The sequence below is a fragment of the Hydrogenovibrio thermophilus genome, from assembly GCF_004028275.1.
In the GTDB taxonomy this organism is placed as follows: domain Bacteria; phylum Pseudomonadota; class Gammaproteobacteria; order Thiomicrospirales; family Thiomicrospiraceae; genus Hydrogenovibrio; species Hydrogenovibrio thermophilus.
In genome coordinates, this window is the sequence record NZ_CP035033.1 from 794,348 (window position 1) to 820,940 (window position 26,593).

General features: G+C 50.1%; 29 protein-coding genes. 21 read left to right on the forward strand and 8 right to left on the reverse strand.

Annotated elements, in window-relative coordinates; translation table 11 throughout:
- Positions 1-45: 45 nt before the first annotated feature.
- Entirely contained in the window at positions 46-666 is a 621-nt protein-coding gene (gene rnt, locus EPV75_RS03635; RefSeq protein ID WP_128384501.1) for a ribonuclease T, read from the reverse strand.
- A complete protein-coding gene (gene argA, locus EPV75_RS03640; protein WP_237260321.1) occupies positions 659-1,915 on the reverse strand; it encodes an amino-acid N-acetyltransferase in 1,257 nt (418 codons plus the stop codon). Before argA ends, rnt begins: the two co-directional genes overlap by 8 nt.
- 131 nt (positions 1,916-2,046) lie before the next feature.
- On the opposite strand from argA, the gene ilvD reads away from it, so the two are divergent.
- Together ilvD and EPV75_RS03650 are read left to right on the forward strand one after the other, a co-directional pair.
- Positions 2,047-3,900 (forward strand): dihydroxy-acid dehydratase, encoded by a 1,854-nt coding sequence (ilvD, locus tag EPV75_RS03645; protein WP_029939887.1) that lies wholly within the window; start codon positions 2,047-2,049, stop codon positions 3,898-3,900.
- Positions 3,901-3,946: 46 nt separating this feature from the next.
- A complete protein-coding gene (locus EPV75_RS03650) occupies positions 3,947-4,345 on the forward strand; it encodes a TerB family tellurite resistance protein (RefSeq protein ID WP_029939888.1) in 399 nt (132 codons plus the stop codon).
- A 220-nt stretch (positions 4,346-4,565) separates the two neighbouring features.
- Here EPV75_RS03650 and soxA read toward each other — a convergent pair whose 3' ends face one another.
- From soxA to EPV75_RS03675, 5 genes are all read right to left on the reverse strand, one after another.
- Positions 4,566-5,396 (reverse strand): sulfur oxidation c-type cytochrome SoxA, encoded by an 831-nt coding sequence (soxA, locus tag EPV75_RS03655; RefSeq protein ID WP_128384502.1) that lies wholly within the window; start codon positions 5,394-5,396, stop codon positions 4,566-4,568.
- Positions 5,397-5,500: 104 nt separating this feature from the next.
- Positions 5,501-5,812 (reverse strand): thiosulfate oxidation carrier complex protein SoxZ, encoded by a 312-nt coding sequence (gene soxZ, locus EPV75_RS03660; protein ID WP_029939890.1) that lies wholly within the window; start codon positions 5,810-5,812, stop codon positions 5,501-5,503.
- Between the two features lie 66 nt (positions 5,813-5,878).
- Positions 5,879-6,346: a thiosulfate oxidation carrier protein SoxY gene (gene soxY / locus EPV75_RS03665; protein WP_029939891.1), complete on the reverse strand. Its 468-nt coding sequence runs from the start codon at positions 6,344-6,346 to the stop codon at positions 5,879-5,881.
- A 37-nt stretch (positions 6,347-6,383) separates the two neighbouring features.
- Entirely contained in the window at positions 6,384-6,758 is a 375-nt protein-coding gene (soxX, locus tag EPV75_RS03670; protein ID WP_029939892.1) for a sulfur oxidation c-type cytochrome SoxX, read from the reverse strand.
- Positions 6,759-6,940: 182 nt separating this feature from the next.
- Positions 6,941-8,356, reverse strand: coding sequence for a M48 family metalloprotease (locus tag EPV75_RS03675; RefSeq protein ID WP_128384503.1), 1,416 nt, complete (start codon positions 8,354-8,356; stop codon positions 6,941-6,943).
- A gap of 77 nt (positions 8,357-8,433) precedes the next feature.
- Between EPV75_RS03675 and EPV75_RS03680 the strand changes: the two genes are divergently transcribed.
- From EPV75_RS03680 to rimI, 8 genes are all read left to right on the forward strand, one after another.
- Positions 8,434-8,664, forward strand: coding sequence for a sulfurtransferase TusA family protein (locus tag EPV75_RS03680; protein WP_128384504.1), 231 nt, complete (start codon positions 8,434-8,436; stop codon positions 8,662-8,664).
- Between the two features lie 84 nt (positions 8,665-8,748).
- On the forward strand, positions 8,749-9,627 hold the full coding sequence (gene galU / locus EPV75_RS03685) for a UTP--glucose-1-phosphate uridylyltransferase GalU (protein WP_029939895.1): 879 nt from the start codon (positions 8,749-8,751) through the stop codon (positions 9,625-9,627).
- A 59-nt stretch (positions 9,628-9,686) separates the two neighbouring features.
- Entirely contained in the window at positions 9,687-11,318 is a 1,632-nt protein-coding gene (gene pgi / locus EPV75_RS03690) for a glucose-6-phosphate isomerase (protein WP_128384505.1), read from the forward strand.
- Positions 11,315-12,625 carry a UDP-glucose dehydrogenase family protein gene (locus tag EPV75_RS03695; RefSeq protein WP_029939897.1) on the forward strand — a complete coding sequence of 437 codons (1,311 nt, stop codon included), beginning with the start codon at positions 11,315-11,317 and terminating at the stop codon, positions 12,623-12,625. The genes pgi and EPV75_RS03695 overlap by 4 nt, the downstream gene beginning before the upstream one ends.
- A 122-nt stretch (positions 12,626-12,747) precedes the next feature.
- A complete protein-coding gene (pssA, locus tag EPV75_RS03700; RefSeq protein ID WP_127120022.1) occupies positions 12,748-13,554 on the forward strand; it encodes a CDP-diacylglycerol--serine O-phosphatidyltransferase in 807 nt (268 codons plus the stop codon).
- Between the two features lie 7 nt (positions 13,555-13,561).
- Entirely contained in the window at positions 13,562-15,106 is a 1,545-nt protein-coding gene (locus EPV75_RS03705; protein WP_128384506.1) for a 2-isopropylmalate synthase, read from the forward strand.
- A 17-nt stretch (positions 15,107-15,123) separates the two neighbouring features.
- A complete protein-coding gene (locus EPV75_RS03710; RefSeq protein WP_128384507.1) occupies positions 15,124-15,690 on the forward strand; it encodes a hypothetical protein in 567 nt (188 codons plus the stop codon).
- Positions 15,691-15,701: 11 nt separating this feature from the next.
- On the forward strand, positions 15,702-16,178 hold the full coding sequence (gene rimI / locus EPV75_RS03715; RefSeq protein ID WP_128384508.1) for a ribosomal protein S18-alanine N-acetyltransferase: 477 nt from the start codon (positions 15,702-15,704) through the stop codon (positions 16,176-16,178).
- Between the two features lie 72 nt (positions 16,179-16,250).
- On the opposite strand, the gene EPV75_RS03720 is transcribed toward rimI, so the two are convergent.
- Complete coding sequence (locus EPV75_RS03720; RefSeq protein ID WP_029939902.1) at positions 16,251-17,051, reverse strand: inositol monophosphatase family protein; 801 nt, start codon at positions 17,049-17,051, stop codon at positions 16,251-16,253.
- Between the two features lie 65 nt (positions 17,052-17,116).
- Here EPV75_RS03720 and EPV75_RS03725 point away from each other — a divergent pair, with 65 nt between their 5' ends.
- From EPV75_RS03725 to der, 11 genes are all read left to right on the forward strand, one after another.
- Positions 17,117-17,902: an RNA methyltransferase gene (locus EPV75_RS03725; RefSeq protein WP_029939903.1), complete on the forward strand. Its 786-nt coding sequence runs from the start codon at positions 17,117-17,119 to the stop codon at positions 17,900-17,902.
- Between the two features lie 54 nt (positions 17,903-17,956).
- Positions 17,957-18,760 carry a serine O-acetyltransferase gene (cysE, locus tag EPV75_RS03730; protein ID WP_128384509.1) on the forward strand — a complete coding sequence of 268 codons (804 nt, stop codon included), beginning with the start codon at positions 17,957-17,959 and terminating at the stop codon, positions 18,758-18,760.
- Positions 18,761-18,914: 154 nt separating this feature from the next.
- Positions 18,915-19,343, forward strand: a complete 429-nt coding sequence (locus EPV75_RS03735; RefSeq protein WP_127120015.1) for an Rrf2 family transcriptional regulator — start codon at positions 18,915-18,917, stop codon at positions 19,341-19,343.
- 17 nt (positions 19,344-19,360) lie between these two features.
- Positions 19,361-19,687, forward strand: coding sequence for a HesB/IscA family protein (locus EPV75_RS03740; protein ID WP_127120014.1), 327 nt, complete (start codon positions 19,361-19,363; stop codon positions 19,685-19,687).
- 156 nt (positions 19,688-19,843) lie between these two features.
- Positions 19,844-20,269, forward strand: coding sequence for a nucleoside-diphosphate kinase (gene ndk, locus EPV75_RS03745; RefSeq protein ID WP_128384510.1), 426 nt, complete (start codon positions 19,844-19,846; stop codon positions 20,267-20,269).
- A gap of 10 nt (positions 20,270-20,279) precedes the next feature.
- Positions 20,280-21,413, forward strand: a complete 1,134-nt coding sequence (rlmN, locus tag EPV75_RS03750; RefSeq protein WP_128384511.1) for a 23S rRNA (adenine(2503)-C(2))-methyltransferase RlmN — start codon at positions 20,280-20,282, stop codon at positions 21,411-21,413.
- Positions 21,406-21,822 (forward strand): helix-turn-helix domain-containing protein, encoded by a 417-nt coding sequence (locus EPV75_RS03755; RefSeq protein ID WP_127120011.1) that lies wholly within the window; start codon positions 21,406-21,408, stop codon positions 21,820-21,822. The genes rlmN and EPV75_RS03755 overlap by 8 nt, the downstream gene beginning before the upstream one ends.
- Before the next feature lie 40 nt (positions 21,823-21,862).
- Entirely contained in the window at positions 21,863-23,134 is a 1,272-nt protein-coding gene (hisS, locus tag EPV75_RS03760; RefSeq protein ID WP_128384512.1) for a histidine--tRNA ligase, read from the forward strand.
- 57 nt (positions 23,135-23,191) lie between these two features.
- The gene (locus tag EPV75_RS03765) at positions 23,192-23,833 is read left to right on the forward strand and encodes a YfgM family protein (protein WP_128384513.1); all 642 of its coding nucleotides are present in this window, start codon (positions 23,192-23,194) and stop codon (positions 23,831-23,833) included.
- 26 nt (positions 23,834-23,859) lie between these two features.
- The gene (gene bamB / locus EPV75_RS03770) at positions 23,860-25,098 is read left to right on the forward strand and encodes an outer membrane protein assembly factor BamB (protein WP_029939912.1); all 1,239 of its coding nucleotides are present in this window, start codon (positions 23,860-23,862) and stop codon (positions 25,096-25,098) included.
- Positions 25,095-26,588: a ribosome biogenesis GTPase Der gene (gene der, locus EPV75_RS03775; RefSeq protein ID WP_128384514.1), complete on the forward strand. Its 1,494-nt coding sequence runs from the start codon at positions 25,095-25,097 to the stop codon at positions 26,586-26,588. Before bamB ends, der begins: the two co-directional genes overlap by 4 nt.
- The last annotated feature ends 5 nt before the right edge of the window (positions 26,589-26,593 follow it).

The following is a 26,593-nucleotide window of genomic DNA, read 5'->3' on the forward strand; positions in this document are numbered from 1 at the left end:
AACCGCCAGGCCTGGCGGTTTTTTTATCGATGGAATTTTGGCTATTTAGAGGCCGGATGGCAAATTCAGCGGCCATTGATTGACGATTTTGCAAAACAAATCGGCGGTCTTAATGGTGTCGTATTCGGCTGAATGCGCTTTACTGTTGTCCCAGTCGATTTCTGCCATCTTGACGGCTTTGGCCAGCACGGTCTGACCATAGGCCAGGCCGGCCAGCGAAACGGTATCGAAGGTGCTGAATTCGTGAAACGGCGATTTGATTTTGCAGCGGTCGGCCGCGGCTTTGACAAAGCTTAAATCGAAAAAGGCATTGTGTCCGACCAGAATGGCGCGGCTGCAAGCGGTTTCCTTTAAACACTGGCGAATCGGTTGGAAGCATTTTTCCAACGCCTCTTTTTCGGAGACGGCCATCCGAAATGGGTGGGTCGGGTCTTCGACGCCGATGAACTTTAACGCACTGGGATCCAGTTTGGAGCCTTTAAACGGTAGCACATTGGCTTGGACGGTTTGATCGCGTTCCAGATGACCGTCGCTATTCATTTTCAAGGTGACGACGGCGATTTCGATGAGGGCGTTTTCCTGTGGATCGAACCCGGCGGTTTCGACGTCGACGACGACCGGTAGAAACCCACGGAAACGGTCTTTGATGTGTATCACGTTATTCATGCAGTGTTTTTTGTAAGACCTTTGATTGTCTTTGATGGTTGTAAAAGGATTTTCGATTGACCGGCAGGCTGTCCGGTGAGGTTTCGTTGAAACCATGGCCGATAAACCAATGATGGGTGTGAGTGGTCAGCAAAAAAAGTGTATTCAGCCCAGATTGAAGTGCCTTGGTTTGGATGGCTTGTAGCAGTTCCTGGCCCAGCAGCATTTTTTGATAAGCCGAGTCAACGGCCAAACAAGCCAGCTCGCCATTGTGTTCGTCAATCGGGTAGAGTGCAGCGCAACCGATAATCTGTTGGTCGATTTCGACGACCATGAAGTTGTCGATTTCCAGCTCGAGATTTTCGCGTGATCGCTTGGTGAGAATACCTTGTTCTTCCAGTGGCGCAATCAACGTGAGGATGCCGGCTACGTCTTCGATTTGCGCCGGGCGCAACTGATGATAACGGTCGGTGTAAATCAAAGTGCCGGAACCGTCGCGGCTGAAGAGTTCCAGCAACAGGGCGTTCGGATTGCTTTCCGCCATAAGGTGGATACGTTTGATTTGCTGTCCTTGGCTTTGCGCCAATTGCAGGATGCGCTGTGTTTCCGTATCTTGCGCGTCCAGATAATGGGAAATGTCTTTCAAGGACATGGCCTGCGGTAAAGAAGCCAGTGTTTCATCGGCTGAGAACAGCATCAGTTTGTCGGCTTGCAAAGCCGAGGCGATGGCAAACGCCTGTTCCAAAGTGTTGAGGTTGAACACCTCGCCGGTCAGGGAATAAGCCAAGGGTGTTAATAACGGGATTTGCCCGGCGTTCAGCAGACTTTCCACGGCGGTATTGTTGATTTTGCGCAGAATGCCGGTGTGTTGGAAATCGACGCCCTGAATCACGCCTTTGGGTTGGGCGATGACCCAATTGCCGGACACGATCGGTAAATGCAGATGGTGTTCGGCGCAGGCCTGGCTAAAAGCGGCTTCGAGTTGGGAGCGAACGTAACCGATGGTTTCCTGGAAGGTTTGAAGATGTTCCCGTGCCGTGATGCGCACGTTTTGGTGACTTTCCCACTGAAGCCCTTTGGCTTCGAAAGCCTGGTCGATTTGGTGCGTGGCGCCCAGCGTCAAGACCACTTTTAAGCCGAGGTTGTTGAGCAGCACGCAATCCTTGGCCAGCTGCAGCAAGGCGGCCGAATGCGAAATGAGTTCGCCCGGCAGGTAGATCACGATGGTTTTATTGCGATGCTTGGCGATATAAGGCGAAGCTTGCCGCAAGTTATTCGTAAAATCTAATTCAGATTGCTGCATAGATATGAGAAAATGTTAAAAATTATAATTATATAAGTATAACAGGCCCGCGCGAAAAACGACACAGTCTGCGCGCCTGTGGGAGTAAGGAGAAAATAATGCCGGAATATCGCTCAAAAACGAGTACCCATGGACGAAACATGGCAGGCGCACGCGCTTTGTGGCGTGCGACCGGAATGACAACGGAAGATTTTGGAAAACCGATTATCGCGGTGGCGAATTCGTTTACCCAATTCGTGCCGGGGCACGTTCACCTGAAAGACATGGGGCAGCTGGTAGCTGGCGTGATTGAGCAGTCCGGCGGGATTGCCAAAGAATTCAATACCATTGCGGTCGATGACGGCATTGCAATGGGGCATGACGGCATGTTGTATTCCTTGCCGTCGCGCGATTTGATTGCGGATTCGGTCGAGTACATGTGCAATGCGCACTGTGCCGATGCCTTGGTGTGCATTTCCAACTGTGACAAAATCACTCCGGGGATGATGATGGCGGCGATGCGTTTGAACATTCCGACTATTTTCGTAACCGGCGGGCCAATGGAATCCGGGAAAACCGTCTTGGGCGGTACCGAAATCAAACTGGATTTGGTGGATGCCATGGTCATGGCCGCCGATGAACATTGCTCCGATTCGGATGTGGACGATGTGGAAATTTCCGCTTGCCCAACCTGTGGGTCCTGTTCCGGGATGTTTACCGCTAACTCCATGAACTGTCTGGCGGAAGCTTTGGGGATTGCGTTGCCGGGGAACGGCACGACCCTGGCGACGCATGCAGATCGTAAACATTTGTTTGAAGAGGCCGGACGACGCATTGTTGAGCTGGCCAAGCAGTATTACGAAAAGGATGATGCATCGGTTCTGCCACGCTCGATTGCGACCTTGGAGGCGTTTGAGAATGCCATGGCATTGGATGTGGCCATGGGCGGTTCCACCAATACGGTCCTGCATTTGTTGGCGATTGCGCGTGAAGCGGAAGTGAATTTCAGCATGGCCGATATTGATCGTATTTCACGGAATGTACCTTGTTTGTCGAAAGTGGCGCCGAACTCGAAAGTTTTTCATATGGAAGACGTTCACCGTGCCGGTGGCATCATGCGGATTCTGGGTGAACTGGACCGGGGCGGTTTGATCAATCGTGATGTATCGACGGTGCACGCTTCGTCAATGGGCGCGGCATTGGAGTTATGGGATATTACCCGCACCGACGATGAAGCGGTTCACACCTTCTTTAGAGCGGCGCCGGGTAATGTGCGTACTACAGAAGCTTTTAGCCAGAACAAACGCTGGAAAGAACTGGATGACGACGATGAAAACGGTTGTATCCGCAGCGTGGAGCATGCGTACACCAAAGAAGGCGGTTTGGCCGTGTTGTACGGTAATATCGCCCTGGATGGCTGTATCGTCAAAACCGCCGGTGTGGATGAGGAAATTTTTAAATTTTCCGGGCCGGCGCGTATTTACGAAAGCCAAGATGCGGCCGTCAGCGGTATTTTGGACGGCGAAGTGAAGTCGGGCGAAGTGGTCTTGATTCGCTATGAAGGGCCGAAGGGCGGGCCGGGGATGCAGGAAATGCTGTACCCGACCAGCTATCTGAAGTCGAAAGGTTTGGGCAAAGAGTGTGCCTTGTTGACCGATGGACGTTTTTCCGGCGGGACATCCGGTCTGTCGATCGGGCACTGTTCACCGGAAGCAGCGGAAGGTGGCAACATCGGTTTGGTTGAAGCCGGTGATATCATCGAAATCGATATTCCAAACCGTACGATCAACGTCAATCTAACGGATGAAGAGTTGGCCGAAAGACGTCAGGCGATGGTGGCGAAAGGTAAAGCGGCCTGGAAGCCAGCGAAGCCGAGGGAACGTAAAGTCAGTGCGGCTTTGAGGGCCTATGCGGCCATGACAACCAGTGCGGCGTTTGGCGCTGTACGAGATGTCGAGCAGATCGAACACTGAGCATTGAAAGATTTAATTAATTACATTGATTTAAAGGATTAAGACCATGTTTGCAGACCGATTGACATCAGAGCAGCGTCAAGCTGTGTTTGATTTGACCGTGTTGCTTGCTCATGCCGACCATGATGTGTCGGAAGAGGAGCAACAGTATTTGAAAAATTTCAGCGATGCCTTCGGTATCGAGTATGATCTGGATAAGTCGTCGTTGAATATTGATGATACGTTAACGGCATTCCATGATAAACAATCCAAAATCATCCTGTTGCAAGAACTGGTGAAGCTGTCATATAAAGACGGTCACTTCGGTGAAGAAGAGCAGGAGAATGTGTTTATGATTGCGCAGAAAGTCGGTCTCAACGATCCTGAATTGATTATTCGAATTGAACGATGGGTTCGACAGGGCTTTGACTGGGTCTATGAAGGTGAGCAGATGCTGGAAGCCTGATAGAGGCAGAAGGTCTTTATGAATCATCTAAAACGCCAGGCCTGGGCGTTTTTTATATCCAGAAGAGTGTAAATAGAAGCCGCATAATGCGGCTTTTTTTGTGATGTCATCTCAGCTATGTTTTAGAGTATTGGGGTGATGTCTAGCAGCGTTTGTTTGCATTAATTTCAGATAATAAAAAACCCGCCGTAGCGGGTTTTTTATTAAAGCGGGTAAAAGCTTACTCGCGGTAACCAGGTCCGTCGATTTCCAGGCCGTTTGACATATAAGCTTGGAAGAACTCTAGGTTACGGTAGGTTTCACCCTGTGCCTTGAATGGCTTAGCACGCATGTTTTTGTTACAACCACCGTAACGACGGTGTAGCGTACCCAATTCTTGCCATTTCGCACGGAAAACCGGGAAGTGAGTCGTGTGACCCAACGCTGGCGAAAGGATGTTCGCACGCGCTTTACGACCGGCGTTATATACGTGACATTTTGCACAAGACAAGTTCAGCTGACCACGCGGCTGGATGAAAAACTCTTGGCCGGCTTCAAAGGCTTTACGAGCCCCTTCAGAATCGATTTTAACATCGATTTTTTGACCACGAGCGTTGTAAGCGTAGTAAGCGGATAGTTTGGCGATATCGCCTTTTTTCCACTTGAAGGCTTTCAGGCCAGCGTCGGTACGACATTTGTTGATTTGTTGTTCCAATGTTTCAACTTGCTGTGTTTTTTCGTTGAAAAGTGGATACTTCACACGTACTTTAGATACGTCCGAACCGAAGCACTTGTCGTAAACGGCTTTGTCTTTGTTGTAAAGCGCTTCACCCGCATCGACGGCGTCTAGATACGGAGGGAATTCTTCAACCGATTCCCATTGCGCCATTTTGTCTTCAGAGTAATTATAGGCACCGAGTCTATAATTTTCGAATTCGATATTTGGATTCTTTGCTTTGAAATAGTCAACGAATTGTTTGTGACTTTGCTCAGGATCCACGTTACCTGCGACAGCTAGATTAGCTGTTGCTGTTGCACCTAATGTTAAGGCGACTAGCAATGTTTTCTTCATCCCATTCCTCCGTCCGAGAACTCTTTATTTATAAAGTATTATTATATGTAATATGGTTTTAAACACCCCCTTTCTGAGAAAGAGGGTGTGGGACAATCAGTTGCTTATTTTAGCTTGATTGTTTCAGTACCTTTAGCACCAGTGTTGTCAGTTAGGTTAAGGGTAACTTCGTCACCTTTGTTTGCTTTAACCATAACACCCATGTAAGGGTTAGCGGAAACCGCACCAGACCATTGAGATTCGATCGCTTTAGTTCCGTTTACCAGAACTTCAACGTTGTTGATGAACTCAGCTGGATATGGCTTGCCAGTTTTTTTGTTCATACGAGCACCGGATTCCATTTTGTGCTTGATTAGAGCTTTAACTTCAGCTACGCCACCTTTTGACTTTCCACGCATTCTGATTTTAATTGACATGTTATTTCCTTTAAATTTTGTTTGCAGTATTTAAAAAATTCTAAGTAACTTCGTTACTGTGTTGGATTAACCGCCACAACCACCGATTGTTACTTTAACTTCTTGTTCTGCTTTGTATAGTTTTCCGCCTGCTTTTACGATAGCGATAACGTTTTGAGTTTCACCCATTTTGATACGAGTGGAAACATAACCCATAGCAGGACCAGAGAAGCTGTATTCGCAAACCAAAGGCATAGGGTTTTTAGCGGCTAGGATTGAGATAGACTCAACGCCAGACATTTTAGTTGCGTCAACTTTGATTGGTGTAACCGCACCGTTTTCTGCGATAGCTGGCGCACCTAGATCGATGTCTCCAGATTTAGCTGCAGATGCACTTCCATATACTGCATTTAGAGCGTCATCAGTTGATTTTGCTTCGAAAGCTTTTTTATTCCATGCTGCCAAAACAGTTGAAGGTGTTAGAAGACCAGCGTTCACTGCAACAGCAGCTGCACCAGTTGCAAGGGTACCTTTAAGGAAAGATCTACGTTTCATAAGGTTTAAAACTCCCGGTTAAGGTTTAAAATAAAAATTATAGTGTGTACATGAAATCAACAATTTTTGCGATTTCATCGTCTGACAAGATTCCGTTTTGTCCGAACGGAGGCATCATGCTGTCTGGAATCTGAGTTTCAGGTTTACCCCAAATTTTGTCGTATAGCTTTTGTTTATCAGGGTAGCGTAATTTCATAGCAATTAACGCTGGTCCGATATTACCCGGTAGATTCCCTCCTGGAACCATGTGGCAAGCTAAGCAGTTTCCTTTCGAGCGACTAAAAGCCAATTCTTTACCTGCTTCAACGTTGCTCGCACCTTTGTCGGCGGCTTGAGTCGCTAGAGGTGCAGAGACCATTGCTGTCGAGATAGTCAAAGCAGTTAACAATTGCTTCATTTTCGTTTTCAACATTCTTATCCTCCTAAAAAAAGCTCTCGCTTTTCTAATATATTCTTCCCTATTATGGGTAGTTATTTTTGAGCACTTACCGCTCTTAGAAGCATAGGTTACTCATATAAACGAGTTTCGCAAGTTTTTTGTGGTGTATCTTCTATAGTAATATTTAATACTGATTAAATTATTTTTTATGACACTTAAGAGGGCTGACGTTTTTTATCCATCGGTCCTAGTTCGGTTTCCAGGCGTTTGATCTTTTCTTTGAGTTTAACGTCCTTGGCGCTTAAGTTTTGTTTGGCCTGTTTAAGCAAATAGATGGTTTTGGCGGTGTTTCCGATATTGTAGCTGGCAAGGGCGTCGTAATAGTAAGTGCGTCCGCGGTCTTGTTTTTCCGCATAGAGTTTGGCCAGTTCCGAATACAGCATGTATTGGTAATGGAAACTCGGTGTTTGCGTCTCCAGTAGTTTGATGGCTTGTTCACGTTTCCCTAACGTCGAAAGGGCTTTGGCGTGCAGGTAAACGATGCTGAAGTCCGACGGGTAGATGGCTTCCAGGTAGTCGTAGTCTTTGAGTGCGGTGGCATCGTTTTGGGCGACCTTGATCTGAGCTTTCAATAAGCGGTAGAGACGTTCGTTTGGGTGTGACTCTATGGCTGAATCCAAGCATGGCCGGTCAAATGACACGGTTTGGTTTTGATAAGCATAAAGCGCTTTGAGGTTTTTCAAATAGCAGGCCTGGTCGTTTGTTAGGTTTTTGATTTGAAAGTCATCCAGTGTCGTGCGCGTGGTGAAGTTCAGGCGTAATTGAATCAGCGCCAGGGTTGCGTTTTCTTCTTTTCGGCTGGCGTCGTTGAATTGTCTGGCGCGATCGTCGGCCTTGGCTAAACGGTTGGCGGTGACCGGGTGGGTGGAGAGGATCTCGGGCATCGAACCCTCATAAATCTGGGCTTCTTTGGACAGGCGAGCGAAAAAGTCGCCCATGGCATAGGGGTTGTAACCCGCTTCGTTGAGGTATTCGATGCCGAAGTAGTCCGCTTCGTTTTCGTGGATGCGGGAGTTCTTGAGTTGTTGTTGGATGCTTAGCCCCATGCCCCCCATATAGGTGGCGATGCCGGCACTGGGATCTTGGGTTCCGATCAGAATCGCGGCAATCAAGGAGGCGATGCTGGTCATGTTGATTTCGCTTTGGTACTCATAGGTACGTGACAGATGGCGCTGGGTGACGTGGGCGACCTCGTGGGCGATGACCGAGGCCAATTCGTCTTCCGAGCGCGCACTGGCAATCAAGCCGGTATGAATGCCGATAATGCCGTTAGGCCCGGCGAAGGCGTTGATTTCCGGGTTGTCGATGACGAAAAAGTTGAAATAGCGGCTTTTACCGGTTTGGCTGGTGATTTTTTCACCGATACGGCGGATATAACTCAACGTTTCCGGGTCGTAGTCCAAGTCGTAGTAGGTGTGCAGTGCGGTCGAAAAGGCTTGGCCGAGTTGGGTTTCGGTTTGCGCGTCGTAGTCTTTAAGGTCAGGGGCGCCGAGGTCGGGCAGGTTATTGGAAGCCCAACTGGTGGAAGCGATGAACAGTAGCAGGAATGCGGCCCTAAAAAGCTTGGTCATAATTGACTTGAATATATTGTTATTACGTCATGCTATTGTAAGATAAGTCCATTAGGATTGCATGGTAAGGAGTATGAATGAATTCTGAACCCGATGTACTGGACGTTTCCGGATTACCTTGTCCGATGCCGTTGGTGAAGCTGAAGAAATATTTGTCGCAAAATCCAAATTCGGAATGTGTGACCTTGATTGCGACCGATAAAGGCGCCTTGAAGGATATTCCGGCCTTTTGTCAAGTATATGGCTTGCCTTGTGAACTTGTTTCCTCGGAGGAAAAAATTACCTTTTTAATTGGATTGAAAAACTAATTCCCACTTTCATTTTAGGTATTGCGTATTTTCGATTAGAATGTCATAGAGAGATTTGAAAAATAAAAGAGTTGAAGAGTTCATATGGCCTATAAGAAATTGACCAAAGCTGTCATTCCCGTTGCCGGTCTCGGCACCCGTTTCCTTCCTGCTACCAAAGCCATTCCTAAAGAGATGTTGACGGTTGTCGACAAACCCCTGATTCAATACATTGTGCACGAAGCGGCCGAAGCCGGTATCACCGATATCATTCTGGTGACCCATTCCAGTAAAGGCGCCATCGAAAACCATTTCGATAAACATTACGAGCTGGAAAACGAGTTGGAAGTGCGCGGTAAGGAGGACCGAATGATTCCTCTCAAGGAAATTACCCCAAAAGGCGTGCGCATTGTCAGTGTGCGCCAGCCGGAAGCCTTGGGATTGGGGCATGCGATTTTATGCGCTTCGCCGATCATAGCCGATAACGAGCCGTTTGCGGTGTTGTTGCCGGATGTATTGATGTATCACCCGAAAAAAGGCTGTTTGGCCCAGATGGCTGAGCAGTATCGAAAAATGCATACCAGTGTTGTGGCCCTGGAAGCGGTACCCGACGACCAAGTGGAAAAGTACGGCATTGCCGCGGTGAAGGGGCCGGATTTACGCATCGTGGAATTGGTCGAGAAGCCGAAGCCGGCTGAGGCGCCGTCGAATTTGTCCGTTGTGGGGCGTTATATTTTCACGCCGAGAGTGATGGAAATCCTGAAAACGACCAAGCCTGGCGCCGGTGGTGAAATCCAGTTGACGGATGCCATGGACGAATTGTTGGGTGAAGAGGTGATGTTCGGATTCGAATTCAAAAACGGTAAGACGTATGACTGCGGCGATAAGCTCGGTTATTTGCAGGCTAACGTCGAATATGCCTTGAGAGATAAAAAACTGGGCGGTGATTTCAAAAAATACCTGAAAACACTCGAATTGAAATAAGACCCGGCCACAAAGGTGGTGGATCAAGGAAAACAACAATAAAGCATTGAGAGGATTGGATGGGCGTTGAAACATCAGCAGCATGGCAAGCATTGCAGTTGCATTGTGATTCCGGTATGGGCGCGATGCACTTGTCCAGTTTGTTTGGCGAAGCAAACCGGGTAGACCGCTTTTCGTTGGAGCTCGACGAGCTGTATATCGATTTTTCCAAGAACCGTATCACTGAAGAGACTTTGAGTCTTTTGCAAGCGCTGGCCGAACAGCAAGGCCTTAAACACGAAATCGAGCGTCTGTTGGTCGGTGAAGAAGTCAATGATACCGAGGAACGCCCCGCGCTTCATTCAGCCCTTCGTGCCCAAGGTCAGGATGTTTCCGGAGTGGCGGAACAGGTGCAGGGTGACGTGGAAGCCGTTTTGCAAAAAATGACACAAATGGTCGACAAAATTCGTGCCGGGCATTGGCGAGGCTACAGTGGCAAACCGATTACGGATGTCGTGAATATTGGTGTGGGGGGGTCCGACCTGGGGCCGCTGATGATTACCCACAGTTTGCAAACGGTGCATTCGCCGGTCAATTTGCATTTCATTTCGTCGATTGACGGAACGCAAACTTCTAACTTATTGCGCGGTTTGAACCAGGAAACCACCTTGTTCATTCTGGCATCCAAGTCGTTTACCACAATCGATACCCTGTCGAATGCCGAAACCGCTAAAGATTGGTTGCGTGAATGCATCAAAAGCGACGATGTCATCCACGCTCAACATTTTATCGGGGTGTCGACCAAACCGGACAAAATGACGGAGTGGGGCATTCCCCCGGAAAACCAATTGCTGTTTTGGGATTGGGTCGGCGGACGTTATTCGCTTTGGTCCGCCATCGGCTTCCCGATTGCGTTGAAAATCGGCATGCCCGGCTTCCGTGAACTGTTACAAGGCGCGCACTTGATGGATCAGCATTTTGCGACGGCGCCTTTATCGGAAAATATTCCGGTCGTTTTGGGCCTGATTGATATTTGGAACATCAATTTCCTGAATATTCATGATAAAGCGATTCTGCCGTATGACGCGCGTCTGAAATACTTGCCCTCTTATTTGGAGCAGCTGGTGATGGAAAGTAACGGTAAGTCGGTCGCGAAAAGCGGCGACAGTGTCGCCTATAAAACCTGTCCTGTTTTGTGGGGCGAGGTTGGGCCGAACGCACAGCACGCTTTCTATCAGTTACTGCATCAGGGAACACAAGCCGTGATGTGCGATTTTATCGCGCCGGTGGAACGGGATGATTTTGACGCTACGTCACATGCCGAGAAGGATGAAAGCTTACGCCATCAGCATGAGTTGGCCTTAGCCAACTGTTTCGCTCAATCTCGGGTATTGATGCTGGGGGATGGTGCGATTCCGGATAATTTAAAATCCAGTTTCGATTCGCCGTTCAAACACTATCCTGGCAACCAACCCTCGAACACCATTTTAATGAAAACCATTTCTGCGAAAACTTTGGGGATGCTGGTGGCGATGTATGAACATAAAACCTATGTCGAAGGTGTGATGTGGGGAATTAATTCGTTTGACCAGTGGGGGGTTGAACTCGGAAAACTGATTGCCAAGGAAACCTACAGTGCGATTAAAGAAAAAACATTGGCCGAGCGTTTTGACAGCTCGACGAAAGCGTTAATTGATAGGGTGGCAAAATGAGAGTAACCGTTTTTGGATGTGAGTTGAGCGGTTTGGTAACCGCAGGGTCCTTGGCGCATACCGGTAATGAAGTGCTGGCGTTGCCAATCGGAAACTTGAAGGTCGAGGATTTACGGCAGGGCATTTTGCCGCGCGATGAACCCGGGTTGGATCAACTGATTTTAAGTCAGTTAAAAGAAGGGCGTTTGGCGTTTTCCGATGATTGGAAAGCGGGCATCGAACACGGTGAAGTGTATATGCTGAGCATGCCGTCCTGGCGTGCCGATCGCGCTGAATTGGTGATTGATGAAATCGGCAAGCAGGCGCAAGGCGATGTATTGGTGGTCAATCAAAGTACCTTTCCAATCGGCACCGCCGATCGCTTTGAAGCCTCGATTAAGTTGGCGTTTGCCCAGCGCGGTCTGGTGGCGAAAGTGTCCGTGGTGTCCATGCCGGAATTCATCAGTGAAGGCTCGGCCATCAACGATTTTTCCAAGCCGTCGCGAGTCATTCTGGGGAGTCAGGATGAGGATGCGATTGCGATTATGCGGGATTTGATGCGCCCGTTCAATCACGTGACCGATCAGGTCAAGGTGATGTCGACGCGTGCTGCCGAATACACCAAATACGCCGTCAATGCTCTGTTGGCCACGCGGATCAGTTTGGTGAACGAACTGGCCAATAATGCCGAACATTTCAATATCGATATGGAAGAGGTGCGGCAAGGTTTAGGGTCCGATTCCCGCATCGGGTTCAGTTATCTGTTTCCGGGGTGCGGTTTCGGCGGGCCGAATTTTGCGGCCGACGTGCAAGCCCTGGTGGGTACTTTGCAGTCGAAAGGCTATGATGCGGACTTGTTGAAAGCGGTGCTGCAAAACAATGAAGTCCAGAAAGAGGTTTTGTTCCGCAAAGCCTGGCGTTATTTCAAAAACGATTTGCGCGGTTTGAAAATCGGTATCTGGGGTTTGTCCTTTAAACCGAATACAGCTACGGTCGATAATGCACCCAGCGTGAAAACCATTGAAGCCTTGGTGGCTCAAGGGGCTGAAGTGGTGGCGTATGACCCGAAAGCCAATCCGTCGTTCAAGGCTTATTGGGGGGAGCGTAACAGTGTCACACTGGTTGAGGATATGTACGAAGCTTTGGAGCAAGTGGATGCCTTGATGATCCTGACCGAGTGGCGACGCTTCTGGAGTCCGGATTACCAGAGAATGTTCGATTTGATGAAACGACCGGTGGTTTTTGATGGCCGGAATATTTACGAGCATGATGTGATGGTGCAGCATGGGTTCCGGCACTTCGGTGTCGGCCGCGGTGAGGTCATTTAGTGACGCTGCCTAAAAAAGCCCCGAAAGGGGCTTTTCTTTTTTTGAAAAGCGTTTAACGGTTGTTTGGCCGAGGGATTGTTTATAAAATGAATCTTTCCTTCCAAATTAATGAATAGGATTTTATGAAACCTTTTGAAAAAGGCATTTATTTATTGCCGAATTTGATGACGACCCTGGCGCTGTTCGCGGGATTCTATGCAGTGATTGCCGGGATGAATGGTCAGTTCGAACTCGGTGCCATCGCAATTTTCGTCGCCATGATTTTTGACGGCTTGGATGGCCGTGTGGCGCGCATGACCAACTCTTGTAGTGCTTTCGGTGCCGAATATGACAGTTTGGCGGATATGGTGTCATTCGGTTTGGCCCCGGCGTTATTGGTCTATCAATGGGCGTTGCAGGATTTCGGTAAGCTGGGCTGGCTGATTGCCTTCATCTTTACCGTGGGAGCCGCATTGCGTCTGGCTCGTTTCAATACCCAAGTGGGGATTGCCGATAAACGTTATTTCCAAGGCTTGCCGAGCCCGGCCGCTGCGGCGTTGCTGGCCGGTTTTGTTTGGATGATTGAAACCAATCATATCGAGACAGGATTGGAGTCCTTGGCGGTGTTGCTGTTGACATTGGTGGCTGGGTTGATGATGGTCAGTAATATCCGTTTCAGTTCCTTTAAAGAACTGAACCTGAAAGACAAGGTACCGTTTGTGACCTTGCTGGTGGTGGTGCTGGTGTTTGTGGTAATCACCTTGAAGCCAGCCATGATTCTGTTCATTCTGTTTTTCGGTTACACCTTATCCGGCCCGGTTATGACGTTGAAGCAATTACAGCAAAAACGGGCCTTGCGCCGCCAAGCCAAGTCGCAGGCGAAACCGGAAAAATCACCTGCGACCGAGCCGCAGAATGAACCCCCTACCGAAGAAACTTCAAAAGAGTAATCCATTGATGAAAGAAGAATTGGTCATTTTTGATACCACGCTACGCGACGGGGAGCAAAGCCCGGGCGCGTCCATGACGAAAGAAGAAAAGATTCGTATTGCCAAGCAATTGGAAAAATTGCGGGTCAATGTGATTGAAGCCGGTTTTCCGGCCGCCAGTGTGGGCGATTTCGAATCGGTTAAAGCTGTGGCGACGGCGGTGAAGGATTCGACGGTCTGCGGTCTGGCGCGAGCGGTTGAAAACGACATAGTGCGTGCCGGGGAAGCGATTCAACCGGCCAACTCCGGGCGTATCCACACTTTTATCGCGACCTCGCCGATTCACATGGAAAAGAAATTGAAGATGACGCCGGATGAGGTGGTTGAACGTGCCGTCTGGGCGGTAAAGCGAGCACGGGATTTTACCGATAACGTCGAGTTTTCGCCGGAAGACGCCGGGCGTTCCGACATCGATTTTTTGTGTCGTGTTATTGAAGCGGTAATCGATGCCGGGGCCACAACCATCAATATTCCGGATACGGTCGGTTACAACATTCCCGAACAGTTCGGTGACCTGTTCCATCAATTGCTGACGCGCATTCCGAATTCCGATAAGGCCATTTTCTCAGCGCATTGTCATAACGATCTGGGGTTGGCTGTCGCGAATTCTTTGGCGGCCGTCAAAGCCGGCGCCCGTCAGGTGGAGTGTACCATCAACGGTTTGGGTGAGCGTGCCGGGAACACCGCTTTGGAAGAGGTGGTGATGGCTGTGCGTACTCGTCAAGATATGTTTGCCGTGGATACCCGTATCGAGACCACTGAAATTCTGGCGGCGTCACGTTTGGTGGCGGGTATTACCGGCTTTGCCGTGCAGCCGAATAAGGCGATTGTCGGCGCCAATGCTTTCTCGCATGAATCCGGCATTCACCAGGATGGCGTGCTCAAACACCGTGAAACCTATGAAATCATGCGGGCCGAAGACGTGGGCTGGACCACTAATAAGATGGTGCTGGGCAAGCATTCCGGCCGCAGCGCTTTCCGCTCGCGTTTGCAGGAATTGGGTATCGAATTCGAAACCGAACAGGAGCTGAACGAAGCCTTTATCAGTTTCAAAGACCTGGCGGATCGCAAGCACGAAATCTACGATGAAGATTTGCAAGCGCTGGTGACCGACAACAATACCCGTCGGGTGGAAAACGAAGTTTTCCGACTGGTGGCCTTGAAAGTGGGTACCCAAACCGGCGATTCGCCGACGGCGGAAGTGACGCTGTGGATTGACGGTGAGGAAAAAACCGCCTTTTCCGAAGGCGGCGGGGTGGTGGATGCCACCTTTAAAGCCATTGAGAAATTGGTGAATTCCGGTGCCAGTCTGGAGTTGTATTCGGTCAGCAATGTCACTAACGGTACCGACTCGCTGGGCGAAACCACGGTGCGTATGGAAAAGGCCGGTCGCATTGTCAACGGCCAGGGAGCAGACACCGACATCGTGACGGCTTCGGCCAAAGCGTACATCAACGCGCTGAATAAATTGCAGGATGCCGCCAGTAAGGCCCATCCTCAAGCGGACGTGTAGTTTCCAGAGGGGCGGATGTGCAAGCGGATTTTTTAAATACTCTAGGTCTCACCACTTGGCAAGCCAGGCCTGGGTATTTTGCCAAGTCGGTTACGCGAACGGAGCCGGCGGCGAATTCCATCTCTCTGGAAGCTGAAGCGATGACCGCGGCCCCAAGCACCGAGATGGAAGTGAATTCAGTGGTATCGGAAGCCGAGATGGCATCCGCCCCTGTTGAAACACCAGCGCCGAAACCGGCGTTTGTTTTGGTGGGGGCCGGTTTGGACGATATTTGGCAAAATGAATCTGCCGTGCAATGGGGCTTGATGTTGAATATCCTGAAAGCCTTTGGGTTATCTGAAGAACAATTACGTTTTTTCGATACCGCGCATGCCGTGACGGATGAAGCGGTGTTTGCCTCCATTGAAGAGGTCATCGACCTGGGAGTGGAAACGGTGTTTGCATTTGAAGAAAGCTCGCCGTTGATTGAGCAACTTGAAGAAGGGGTGCAAGTGGTGTTTTTGCCATCGTTGGATGAAATGATGCAACGCGGCCAAGCCAAGCGCGAAACCTTTGAAATCCTGTCTCATGTAATATCTGCCTGACGGAACGTCCTGTGCCTTCTTGTTACAGTTATTTTCGCCCGATGGACGAATCTGATTTGGATTGGGTGATGTCGGTTGAGACGGCCGCCTACGACTTTCCCTGGTCTCGTCAAGGGTTTGAAAAAGCCTTGGATGACGGCCTTAGTTATGTGTTCTGTGATGCTACCCGGCAATCATTGGGTTATGCCTGCTTCTTATCGGTTTTGGACGAAGCGCACTTATTGAACCTGTGTATTGCCCCGGGCCACCATCGTCAGGGGGTCGCGTCGGAGGGACTGAAGGCGTTGATCGACCATTTTGCTTCCGCAGCGTTTGAGGTGATGTTGTTGGAAGTCAGGGAGTCCAACCCGGCGGTGCGGTTGTATAAAAAGCTGGGGTTTGTCGAAGACGGTGTGCGTCCGAATTATTATCCAGTGAAAAGCCAGGAAAACGGGGAGAGGGCCGCTGAACGGGAAGACGCGATTTTAATGTCGTGTCGTTTGAATTGATTCTGGACTGATTTTAGATGGATAAAACGGCCAGGCCTGGCCGTTTTTGGGTTTGGCGGTGTTTTAAACCGATTAGTTTCGGAATTCTTCCGGAATGGTTTTGCCGATGATTTTCGCCATTTCTTTCAGCATTTTGCCGTTGGCAGCAATCAGGTTGCCCGATTCCAGGTATTTGTCGCCGCCTTTGAAATCACTGACCATGCCGCCTGCTTCGGTCACGATTAAGGCGCCGGCGGCAATGTCCCAAGGTTTTAAACGCATTTCCCAATAACCGTCCACGCGTCCGCAAGCGACGTACGCCAAGTCCAGTGCCGCGGAACCAGGGCGGCGGATGCCGGCAGTTGTCAGCATGAATTGCTTCAAACTTTCCAGGTAGGCATCAACGTATTCAAAGTCGTAATATGGGATACCGGTTGCCATCAGGGCGTTTTGCAGGGTTTTCTGTTCACTGACGCGGATGCGGTAGTTGTTGAGGCGGGCACCGGCACCACGACTGGCGGAGAAGAGTTCGTCACGCAATGGGTCGTAAACCACGCCGTGCATCAGGCGGCCTTTCTCGGTCACTGCGATGGACACCGCGAACTGCGGGAACTGGTGTAAAAAGTTGGTGGTGCCGTCCAGCGGGTCGATGATCCATTCAAAATCCGAATCGGTTTGGTGGTGTCCGCTTTCTTCGGCTTTGATGCTGTGATCCGGGTGGTATTTTCGAATGGTGTCGATGATGATGCGTTCGGCATGTTTATCGACTTCGCTGACATAGTCGTTGCGCCCTTTTTCTTCAATATCGAGCCGATCAATGTGCTCCAGCTGGTTGGCGATGAATTCACCGGCTTCTTTCGCCGCAATGGTGGCAATATTTAAAATAGGATGCATAAGTTCAGTTCCAGTTGTTAGAATAATCGGTTATTCGAATATAGGCGCATTATAGCGGAAAAAGCATGGTAGAAGATTACAGAACGCACCCGAATTTGGCAAAGATTAAAATTGTTCTGGTGGAGACGTCACACCCAGGCAATATCGGGGCGGTTGCGCGTGCCATGAAGAATATGGGGTTGAGCCAATTGGTGCTGGTGAACCCTAAGGAATTCCCGAGTCAAGTGGCGTCGGTACGGGCGTCGGGTGCCGCCGATGTGTTGAATGACGCGCAAGTGGTGGCGAGTTTGGATGACGCCATTGCGGATTGTCAGGTGGTGGTCGGAGCCAGTGCGCGGATGCGCAAAGTATCTTGGCCGCAACTGGACGTACGCCAGACGGCACAGTTGGCGATGGAAACGGTTTCGGCGGATGCGCAAGCGCAGGTGGCGATTCTGTTCGGCCGCGAAGATTCGGGCTTGAGCAATGCGGAGATGGATAAGTGTCATTATTTGGCACACATTCCAACCAATCCGACGTACAGCTCGCTGAATATCGCGGCGGCGGTGCAGGTGTTCGTTTATGAGTTTCTGATGGCGACCGATATCAAGAGCGTGCATCAGGCCGAAGGATATCGGCACCAGTTGGCGAGTGCCGAACAGTTGGAAGGGTTTTACGATCATCTGTATCAGGCGTTGCAGGACATCGCGTTTTTGGACCCGTCCAAAAATGCTCGCTTCATGCGTCGTATGCGTCGATTGTTCAATCGCAGTCAATTGGATGTCAAGGAAATCGATATTTTACGAGGCATCTTGACCGCGGCGCAGCGCCAGTCGAATCAATTAAAAACCCTGACTCAGGATCGGGATTAAAATACCGTTCATTAGTTTTACGTTTTTTGACGCTTACCCATTTAAGGAAACGGCATGTTCAAACGAATCAGAGACGACATTCAATCCGTATTTGACCGAGACCCGGCGGCACGGAACAGCTTTGAAGTCCTAACCACCTATCCAGGGCTGCATGCGGTTCTGTGGTATCGACTATCGCATTGGTTGTGGGGCTTGGGGTTGAAGTGGCTGGCGCGTTTCATCTCCGGTTTGGCGCGTTGGTTTACCGGCATTGAAATCCACCCGGCGGCGAAAATCGGCAACCGTTTCTTTATCGATCACGGCATGGGAGTGGTCATCGGGGAAACCGCTGAAATCGGGGATGACTGTACTTTGTATCATGGTGTGACTCTGGGAGGCACCAGCTGGAATGAAGGCAAGCGTCATCCAACGTTGGGGAATCGTGTGGTGGTCGGTGCCGGTGCGAAAGTGCTGGGGCCAATCGAAATTGGCGACGATGCCCGTATCGGTTCCAATGCCGTGGTGATTAAATCCGTGCCGAATAATCGGACAGTGGTCGGGATTCCCGGACGTGTGGTGGAGACCAATCTGAGCGCGAAGGAAAAACGCCGCCAGAAAATGGCGCAGAAAATCGGGTTCGATGCTTATGGTGTGGGTCAGGACGTCGAAGATCCGGTGGAGAAGGCCATTTACAGTTTGCTGGATCATGTGCAAAGTCAGGACGAGCAACTGGAGCGCTTGAACGAACAGGTTCAAAAATTGGGTGGGGCGGACACGCATGTGGATTTGCCGAGTCTGGATGATGCGGTATTGGAGCCGGATGATCCGGAGCAGCGAGCGCATGTAAAACCGCATGAAACGGGCGAAGCACCCAAATAGAACCTTGAATAAATGCTTGAAATTGGACTAATTCTTGAGTTGTTCGCTAGGTTATTGTAGAATGTTACAATTGATTAACAATTGAGTGGCGGTTTCATTCGCATTTGAGCGAAGAAAGGTTGGCCACCAAGCATTTGCAGAAGGGTTGACAGTTATGAAACTCACGTCAAAAGGACGATATGCAGTAACCGCCATGCTGGATATCGCCTTGAATCAGTCCAAAGGTCCGATTACCTTGGCGATGATTTCCGAGCGACAGGATATTTCGCTTTCCTATTTGGAGCAAATTTTCGCCAAACTGAAAAAAGCGGACTTGGTTTTGAGTGCCAGAGGGCCGGGCGGCGGTTACCGCTTGAGTCGTGATGCGGGTGAAATCACCGTCAGTCAGGTGATTTCCGCTGTGAATGAGGATTTGGAACCGAGACGCTGCCGTGGGCAATCGAATTGTCAGAACGGCATGCAATGCTTGTCGCACGAGCTTTGGGCGGATTTAAGTGATATGATTCAAGGTTTCCTCAGTGGCGTGACGTTGCAGCAAATTATCGACGGGCGTTCCGTCGCGAAAGAAGTGCAATTAGCGTAAGCGGAAATGGAGTAATTATGGCAGTGACATTGACAGAAGCGGCTGCACAACGCGTTAAAACCATGTTGGATAAACGCGGGCACGGCATTGGCTTGAAGGTTTCGACCAAAGTCAGCGGGTGCACCGGGTTTGCTTATGTGGTGGATTATGCGGACGAAATTACCGAAGGCGACAATGTTTATGAAAGCTTTGGGGTTCAGGTTGTGGTGCCGAAAAAAAGTTTGGAACAAATTGACGGAATGGAGTTGGATTACGTCAAGGAAAGTCTCCTGAACGAAGGGTTTGAATTTAATAATCCGAACGTGAAAGATTCTTGCGGCTGCGGAGAATCGTTCAGCGTTTAAATAACGTCTTTCGACAACATCAGAAAAGGCCTCGGAATCCCGGGGCTTTTTTTTTCGATAAAGGGCTTTTTCGCTGATTTTAAAAACCTTTTTTCTGCAATGTTTTTATGAGATTGTTAAAATAAGCTAATTCTAAAATATTGGGTAGTGAGTGACATGCTGGAAAGGACGTTTTCGATTATTAAACCGGATGCGGTGAAGCGTAATTTGATTGGTGAAATTTTAAGTCGTTTGGAACAAAATGGCTTGAAAGTGGTGGCGTCGAAAATGGTATTCCTGACACGCGGAGAAGCGGAAGGGTTTTACGCCGAGCATGAAGGCAAGCCTTTCTACGAAACGCTGGTCAACAATATGACCGCTGGGCCGATTATTGTGCAAGTACTGGAAGGCGAAGACGCCATCGCGAAAAATCGCCAGGTGATGGGGACGACGGATCCTGAGAAAGCGGATGCCGGCACCATCCGTAAAGATTTTGCCGTGTCGATGCAGCAAAATTCGGTACACGGTTCCGATTCGCCGGCAAGCGCGGCGCGTGAAATCAGTTACTTTTTCAGCGAAATTGAAATTTTTTCAGGCAATTGATAGGCCGATTATGACTCAAACGGATTTGCAAGCAACGGAACAGGTCGATCATAAAACCGACTTGCTGGGCATGGATATGGCAGGCCTAGCGGAATTCTTCACTCAGATTGGGGAGAAGCCGTTTCGTGCTGCGCAGGTGATGAAATGGATTCATCAGTTCGGTGTCAGTGATTTCGATGAGATGACCAACCTCAGCAAAGCCTTGCGCGAAAAACTGAAACAAAAAGCCGTGATCCGTACCCCGAAAATCGTTTCCGAGCAACGCTCGGAGGATGGCACGATCAAGTGGTTGCTTGAAGTGGACAACCACAACAGTGTGGAAACCGTATTCATCCCGGAAAAAACACGCGGTACCTTGTGTATTTCATCTCAGGTCGGCTGTGCGTTGGAGTGCAGCTTTTGTTCCACTGGTCAGCAAGGGTTTAACCGTAACTTGGAAAACTGGGAAATCATTGCGCAAATGTGGGTTGCCAACAAGGCGCTGGGCTGCAAGCCGAAAGAAGAACGCGTCATTTCCAATGTGGTGTTTATGGGGATGGGGGAGCCGTTGCTGAATGTGACGCACACCTTTCCCGCGGCGCGCATTCTGATGGACGACAATGCCTATGGCTTGTCGAAACGCCGCGTGACCATCAGTACGGCCGGAGTGGTGCCGGCCATCGATAAAATTAAATCCTCCGTCGACGTCAGCTTGGCCATTTCATTGCACGCCCCGAACAATGCGTTGCGGGACGAGTTGGTGCCGATTAACCAAAAGTATCCGTTGGAAGTGTTGATGCCGGCCTTGCACCGCTTCGTGGAAGGCGGTCACAGTAAAAAGCACGTGACGGTTGAGTATGTTATGTTGGATCAGGTGAATGATCGTCCGGAACATGCTCGTCAGTTGATTGAATTGTTGGGCGATTTGCCGTGTAAAGTGAACCTGATTCCGTTCAACCCTTTTCCGAATGCACCTTACAAGCGCTCGTCCAACAACGCGGTACACCGCTTTCAAGATGCGTTAATGAAAGCCGGCGTCAATTGCACGGTGCGGCGGACGCGTGGCGATGACATCGACGCGGCCTGCGGCCAATTGGCCGGTAAGGTGAAAGACCGCACCAAACGTACTTTGCAAACCGTTAACTTGGATAGATTACATGGCTAGCCCGGAAATGGAAGAAGAAAAGGTAGCACACGACGGATTGTTGTCCCGCGAGCTTGGGCAAAAGCTGCTGGCGGCGCGTGAACAAAAAGCTTTGTCGGTCGGTGATGTGGCCGAACAATTGAAAATCGCCAAACAGCATATCGAACACTTCGAAAGCGACGGGTTCGATTTGCAGACGTTGGACCCGTTTCAACGCGGTTATATTCGTAATTACGCCGAATTGATGAACGTGGATTTGGTGGAGTATGAACATCTGTTTCCGGAAGCCATTCAAATCGGTTCCAGCCTGCAATCGGTCGATTTGGAAGAGCAAACGGCCAAGCCATTGCTATCCATCGCCGCCATGCGCATCATTACCGTGCTGTTGATCATTGCAATTGTTGCGTTGCTCATCACCCTCAATGTTTAACGTTTCGATTACCCACTAAATTAAGAGAAAGAATTCAGCTATGTCAAAACAAATTACGGCTATTCGCGGCATGAACGACTTGTACGGCGAACAGGCGGAAGCGTTTGATTACCTGGTCAATACAGCGCAATCGGTTTTGAATCAGTACGGTTTTGCTTCCATTCGACTGCCGTTGGTGGAAAAGACCGAATTATTCGCGCGCTCCATCGGGGAAGTGACCGATATTGTCGAAAAAGAAATGTATACTTTCGACGACCGCAATGGCGATAGCCTGACCTTGCGTCCGGAAGGCACAGCCGGTTGTGTCCGCGCCGTGATTCAAAACGGTTTGGCGCACAACCAAATTCAAAAACTGTATTACACGGGTCCGATGTTCCGTTACGAGCGCCCGCAGAAAGGCCGTTATCGTCAGTTTCACCAATTTGGAGTGGAAGTTTTCGGGCTGGATTCGGTCGATATCGATGCCGAATTGATCGTGTTGTCGGCTCGTCTTTGGGAACGTTTGGGGTTGGAAAATCTGGAGCTGCAAATCAACTCCTTGGGAAGTCAGGAAGCACGTCAGGCCTACCGCGATTTGCTGGTCGAGTATTTGGAAGCGCATAAATCGGAACTGGATGAAGACAGTCTGCGTCGTTTGGAAAGCAATCCGTTGCGGATTCTGGATACCAAAAACCCTGATATGAAAGCCGTGGTTGACGGTGCACCGAAATTAATCGATCACTTGGATGCCGAATCGAAACAGCATTACGATGAGCTGAAAGTTTATCTGGATGATGTGGGGATTCCGTATACGGAAAACCCGAATCTGGTGCGCGGGTTGGATTACTACAACCGAACCGTATTCGAATGGGTCACGACGGAACTGGGTGCTCAAGGCACCGTGTGTGCCGGTGGACGCTATGACGGTTTGGTCGAGCAGATTGGCGGTAAGCCGACACCGGCGGTCGGTTTTGCCATGGGCATCGAACGTCTGATGGCGTTGCTGATCGATAAAAATTTGGTCGAACACAAGGCGGCACCGGATGTCTATCTGGTGTTGGCCGGTGAAGCGGCAAAACGCCCAGGCCTGGTGATTTCCGAGCAAATCCGTGATTATCTGCCTGAATTGACGGTGCAGATGAACTGCGGGGGCGGCAGCTTCAAAAGTCAGTTCAAGAAAGCCGATAAATCCGGCGCACGCGTGGCGCTGGTGTTGGGCGAAGACGAAGTGCAACAGCAGAAAATCGCCGTGAAATATTTGCGAGAAGATCGCGAGCAAGCGTTGATGGATTGGTCAGACTTACTGGCCCATTTGTCCGATGTCTTTCAATAAATCGAATTAAAATATTGATTACAATTAACACCGTTTAGCCTCAATTAGGATGAAATTATGAGTCGTTACGAAACAGATGAAGAACAAGTCGCTGCACTGAAAAGCTGGTGGAAAAAGAATGGCACTCAGTTGTTGTCCGGTATTTTGGTCATCGTACTGGCCTGGACCGGCTGGACTTATTGGAGCAATGCCAAATTAGCGGAATCCATGAACGCATCGGCCGTTTTTGAGGTGATGCAATCCAAGCAGCAGCAAGGCGCTTTGGGGGATGTGTTACGTGATGGTTTGAAACTGATGGAAGAACAGCCGAGCAGTCCTTACTCCTCGGGTGTGGCCTTAATGATTGCCAAGCACTATTTCGAAGAAGGTAATATGGACAAGGCGGTTGAAAACTATAACTGGGTGGTTGAGAACGCACCGGGGCAAGCGATTCAATTCATTGCCCAATTGCGTTTGGTGGAATTGTTCATTCAGAAAAAAGAATTTGCTGCGGCGCAAACCACCTTGAGCACGGTTGCGACGGATTCTTTGAGCCCGGCTGAGAAAGGAAACTACGATTTCCAAGCGGCTGAATTGGCGTTAGCGGAAGGCGAGATTGAGCAGGCCAAAACCGCGTTGCAGAAAGTATTGGACAACAATGACGCGCCACAGGGGCTGCATAATCTGGCCAGACTGAAACTGGACGATTTGGCCGGTTAACGAGAGGTTAGAGAAGTTACGTGAGAATGGATTGGTTAAAGCTGGGGGTGGCCGCTGTGCTGGCGACCCAATTGGTGGCATGCTCCTCACCGAAGGTGGTTCGGGTTCCGGCCCCTTTGATTGAAATGTCTTCGCCTTATCAAGCGCATAAGGATTGGCAGCTTCAGGTGGACGGATTCAAATATTCCGACAGTGAAGGTCTGTATTTCGCCAAGGGGGAAGACACGATTTATTTCGGTGTGCCGTCCGGAAACATCACCAAGGCTTTAACTCAACCGCAAGGGCGGTGGACCGATCAGGTCGTTTGGCAGAAGAAACTGAACGAACCGGTGGTGTCGGGGCCGACGCTTTATGACGATTTATTGATTATCGGCACTTCCAAGGCGCATGTGATGGCGTTGTCGCAGAAAGACGGACACATCGTTTGGCAAACGCCGGTTTCGAGCGAAGTTTTGAGCCGTGCCATCGTTGTGGAGGGGCAAGCCTATGTCCGCACGGTGGACGGGAAATTGTATTCCGTCAATGCCACGTCCGGCAAAATTAACTGGGTGGTCGAACACCAATTGCCGAACTTGTCACTGCGCGGCATCGCGCCCGTTACCTACGACGAGGGCACTTTGTACGTCGGGTGGGAAAGCGGCAAAGTCGAGGCTTTGGATGCGGCGACCGGCGAGCGGCGCTGGCAGGTGCAGGTGATCATTCCGAAAGGCCGGACCGACTTGGAGCGTATGGTCGACATTCAAGCGGCTTTGATTATGAAAGGCGGGCGTCTGTTCGTTCTGGGCTATCAAGGTAAGTTGGTGGCGTTGAATCCGGAAAACGGCAATTTGTATTGGGCCAAAGACATTTCCGGTTTCCGTGATTTTTTGATTGACCAACAGGCGCTTTACATCGTGGATGAGGACGACATCGTCTATGCGATTGACTATGTGAACGGCACGCAGTTGTGGAAGCAGGATCGTTTTAAATATCGTCAGTTGGCCGATCCGGTTTTCTATGGCACGAACCAGATTTTATTGGCCGACGACCTCGGTTACATTCATTGGATTGACAAAATCGACGGCACGGCAGTCGCGCGTGTCGAAGTGGGCAGCGAATACGGCACCAGTGACCGTATTGTCCGAGTGAACGTGGCTGGAAAGCGGATTTACGTTCAGGATAACGACGGCTTCAATACCGCCTACACCATTCAACCTTCCGACTGGTATGAGTTCAATCATCCGGAAGACCCACTGGGCATCATCGAACAAAAGGATACACCGTGAGCAAAACGGTCATTGCGCTGGTTGGGCGCCCGAATGTCGGAAAATCGACCCTATTCAACCGTTTGACGCGGTCGCGTGATGCCATTGTGGCCGATTATCCGGGCTTGACTCGAGATCGTCAATACGGCACAGGTCGAGTGGGCGGCCAGCCCTATATTGTCGTGGACACAGGTGGTCTGAGCGGCGAGCAGGAAGGCGTCGATCCGTTGATGGCCGGTCAGGTTCAGATGGCGATTTCCGAGGCGGATGCGGTTCTGTTTCTGGTGGACGGTCGTTCGGGACTTATTCCCGCCGACGAGACCATTGCCGGATACATCCGCCATTTCGATAAGCCGGTTTATCTGCTGGTGAACAAAGCCGAAGGCCATGATAAAACCATGATGGCCAGCGACTTTTATCAGATGGGCTTGGGCGACCCTTTTGTGATTTCGTCCGCGCATGGCGATAACGTGAATGAAGTGATGGAAGCCGTTTTGGCCGAAGTCGGCCGTGATGAAGAAGACGAAGACGAGCTGGATTTGGACAAACATCCCGGCATTCGTGTCGCGGTGATCGGACGCCCGAATGTGGGCAAGTCCACGCTCATCAATCGCATGATCGGCGAAGAGCGTGTAGTGGCGTTCGATATGCCGGGCACCACGCGTGACAGCATTTATGTTCCCTTTGAACGGGCCGGACAGCTCTATACCTTAATCGACACCGCCGGGGTGCGTCGTCGTAAGAACATCAAAGAAAAAATCGAAAAGTTCAGTATCGTCAAAGCCATTGAAGCCATGGAGTCTTCCAATGTGGTGGTGTTGGTCATTGACGGTTCTGAAGGCATTACCGACCAGGACTTGACGCTATTGGGGCTGGCTCTGGAGTCGGGGCGCGGTTTGATTCTCGCCATCAATAAATGGGATAACCTGTCGCAAGAACAGCGCGATAAAATCAAACACGAATTGGAATACAAACTGCATTTCGTCGACTATGCCAAAAAGCATTTGATTTCCGCGTTACATGGCACGGGTGTCGGCGACCTGTTCAAAACCATTGGCGCCGTTTATCGGGCCGCCATGAAGCAGGTCTCCACTTCGGACTTGAACCGCGTGTTGACGCAAGCGGTGTTAGACCATCAGCCGCCATTGATTGGTGGGCGTCGCGTGAAGTTGCGTTATGCGCATTTGGGCGGGCTGAATCCGCCTCGTGTCATTATCCACGGTACGCAGGTGGATAAGCTGCCTCAGGCCTACACCAAGTATTTGATGAACGTGTTCCGTAAAGCGTTTAAATGGGTGGGCACACCGGTGATGATTGAATACAAAGTGACGGCGAATCCTTATGAAAATCGTAAATCCAATTTCACGCATCGTCGCGGCAAGTCGGAATCTCAGGCGGAGAATGCTTACCTGAAACGTAAAAAGAAAAAAAGCCACAGCAGAAACGCCGGACCCATTAGCTGGGGATGGAACGTCAAACCGGCTCAGTTGTTCGCTGAGATGGTCGAATAAAAAAC